The organism is Terrabacter sp. P5_B1 (assembly GCF_056400505.1).
In genome coordinates, this window is the sequence record NZ_JBFULD010000440.1 from 1 (window position 1) to 2,773 (window position 2,773).

General features: G+C 72.8%; 3 protein-coding genes and 1 pseudogene. 2 read left to right on the forward strand and 2 right to left on the reverse strand.

All coding sequences use genetic code 11. The features are described 5' to 3' along the window. Together AC1DP0_RS20575 and AC1DP0_RS20580 are read left to right on the forward strand one after the other, a co-directional pair. Nucleotides 1-769 (forward strand): annotated as a pseudogene (locus tag AC1DP0_RS20575) (short-chain dehydrogenase); the annotation flags it as partial. Between the two features lie 208 nt (nt 770-977). Further along, entirely contained in the window at nt 978-1,424 is a 447-nt protein-coding gene (locus tag AC1DP0_RS20580; protein WP_478088188.1) for a VOC family protein, read from the forward strand. 46 nt (nt 1,425-1,470) lie between these two features. On the opposite strand, the gene AC1DP0_RS20585 is transcribed toward AC1DP0_RS20580, so the two are convergent. Continuing rightward, entirely contained in the window at nt 1,471-1,998 is a 528-nt protein-coding gene (locus tag AC1DP0_RS20585; RefSeq protein ID WP_478088190.1) for a GNAT family N-acetyltransferase, read from the reverse strand. 120 nt (nt 1,999-2,118) lie between these two features. Further along, on the reverse strand, nt 2,119-2,773 hold a 655-nt coding region (locus tag AC1DP0_RS20590; RefSeq protein ID WP_478088192.1), incomplete at its 5' end, for an ERAP1-like C-terminal domain-containing protein.

Below are 2,773 nucleotides of genomic sequence, written 5' to 3' on the forward strand. Positions count from 1 at the left end.
CGTCGAGCTCGAGTCGGCACCGCTCCCGGACGGTGTCGCCCTGCCGGACATGGTGACCTTCGACCGGATCAGCGAGGCGCACCCCGCCTCGATCGCGGGCGCCCTCGGCAACCACGCCGTCGCGCACCACGACGGCGAGTCGGTCGAGCACGCCGTCGCCGCCCAGACGGCCGCGTCCATGACGGCGCTGGCCCTCTCGGCCGGACACGCCAGCCTCGAGGCTCACCGGGCGGGCACCGCCGTGGACGCCGGCGGCCTGCTGCCCGACCTCCAGCGCAACAACTCGTGGACCCAGAAGGTCGAGGAGGTCGACCCGCTCGAGCTGCTCGAGGTGCAGCTGTGCAACTCGACGGCGCCCTTCATCCTCGTCTCGCGGCTGCGCCCGGCGATGCGCGCGGCCGTCGCGGCCGGTGCGCGACGGGCCTACGTCGTCAACGTCTCGGCCATGGAGGGCCAGTTCTCCCGCCGCTACAAGGGTCCGGGTCACCCGCACACCAACATGGCCAAGGCTGCGCTCAACATGATGACCCGCACGAGTGCGGGCGAGATGTTCGAGACCGACCGCATCCTCATGACGGCCGTCGACACCGGCTGGATCACCGACGAGCGGCCGCACGACGAGAAGCTGCGCATCGCGGCCGAGGGCTGGCACGCACCGCTCGACCTCGTCGACGGGGCGGCGCGCGTCTACGACCCGATCGTGCGCGGCGAGGCCGGCGAGGACCTCTACGGCTGCTTCGTCAAGGACTACGAGCCCAGCCCCTGGTGACGCTTGCGCCTGGAGCCGCAGCCGCAGGTATGCCGTGCGGCCCCTCTGCGTTGAGTCACCACGCGACTCAACCCGACCCATCGCCCAGACCTGCCGTGCGCGGGCTCCGAGCTGTGTCACCCCGCGACTCAACGCAGAGGGGGACCGAACGCCTCCCGCGGCCCCCGGCGTATGTCGTTCCCCACGCGTGCGGCGTAGCGTCCAGGTCATGATCACTGCCCTTCACAACCTCGTCTACTCCGACGACGCCGCGGCGACGCGCGCGTTCTTCCGCGACGTGCTGCGGTGGCCCTTCGTCGCCGACGGCCAGTCCACCCAGGGCGAGCCCGCCGGCGCTGAGGCGTGGCTCATCTTCGGGACCGGGCCGAGCGAGGTCGGCGTCCACCCCACACGCGGACCCGAGGGCTCCTCGTGGACCTCTCCGCGGCACCACGCGATGTCACTCCTGTGTGACGACCTCGACTCAACGATGGCCGAGCTCGCTTCTCGCGGAGCGACATTCGCCGGACAGCCCGTCGACCGGGGCTTCGGGACCTGTGTCATGCTCACCGTGCCGGGGGCCGACGACATCATGCTCTACGAGCCACGCCACACGACGGCCTTCGACGCGGCCTCCGACGCGGCCTCCGACGCGGCCTCCGACTCGCCCGCGTGACGCCCGGCCCGCCCGCAGGTCTCGTCCCTGCAGCGAGCTCCGGGCTTCAGAGGTCCTTGGCGTACCAGACCTCGGCGTAGAAGGCGTCCGAGAACGCAGGCACCTCGACCCAGCCCTGTCGCAGGTAGAGCGCCCGGGCCTCTCCGAGGTCGAGCCGGGTGTCGAGACGCATCGCTGACACGCCCCAGACGCGGGCGATCTCCTCTGCGCACGCCAGCAGGGCCGAGCCCAGCCCGGCGCCCCGATGCTCCGGGCGCACGTAGAGGCGGCGCAGCTCGGCGACCCGGCTGCCGGTGTCGTCCCGCAGCAGCCTCAGTCCCACGCAGCCCCCGAGCACCGTGGCATCGTCCGCGCGCCGCGCCACGACGAACTCCCCCGTCGGGGGCGCCAAATCGTCGCTGCGCATCTGGGGGAAGCCCGTCTCGATCTCCTCCGGGGTCGAGTCGCGCCCCTCCCTGTCCTGGTACCACCGGTCGCTGACGTCGACGTAGTAGTCGTGCAGCAGCGCCCCACAGATGGGGTCCCGCACGTCGGCCAGCTCGATGACCCATGCGCTCGCCCCGCCGCCGGTCACGTCGAAGCTCCCGGGGGGCCCGTGCGCGCGGGGCTCGTCCGGGCGACGCCGTCAGCGATGACCTCGGTCGTGAACGCGACGAGGTCGCGGCGCGCCTCACGCGTCGGGGTCGCCATGCCGTCAGACGGCCGCAGCGAACGTCGCGCGGGACGCCAGGGCTTCCCGCAGCTCGGCGTCCGCGTCGACGAGCGAGCGGTGGACGGCCGGTGTCAGGTCGTCGCGGCGGATCGCCTCGGCGCTGAGGCGCGCCGTCTCGTCCGTGAAGACCCTGGGGAAGGCGACGAGGACGACGCGCGACAGGGCGTCCTCGCCCACCCAGTCCGACATGGCCGGGACGTCGGTGAAGTAGCGCGGCACGTAGTCGGCGACGAGCGCGTCGTCGGGGGCGGCCCAGAAGCCGCGGGCCAGGTGCACCATCTCGTAGTTGGAGCGACCCTGGCGCCCGGTCAGCTGCTCCCACGCCCACGCCTTGGCCTCGTCACGGGGCAGGCTCGCACGGCACATGAGCGCGTTGAGGCCGCCCTGCAGGGTGTCGTCCTTGGCACGGAAGCCGTCGATGTCCGCGACGTCGATGAGCCCGCGCGAGGCCAGGTTCCGCACGACGATCCACCGGAAGTCGCCGTCCTCCTCGAGACCGGCGGGCAGGCCCTTGCCGTCGGCCCAGGCGCGCAGCAGCGCCTCGTCGTCGCTCGTGCCGGCGACGAGACGGGCCGCCGCGAGAGACTCGGTCGTGCCGGCCGTCGCGCGCTCGAGCAGCCCCACCCCGGCGCGGTTG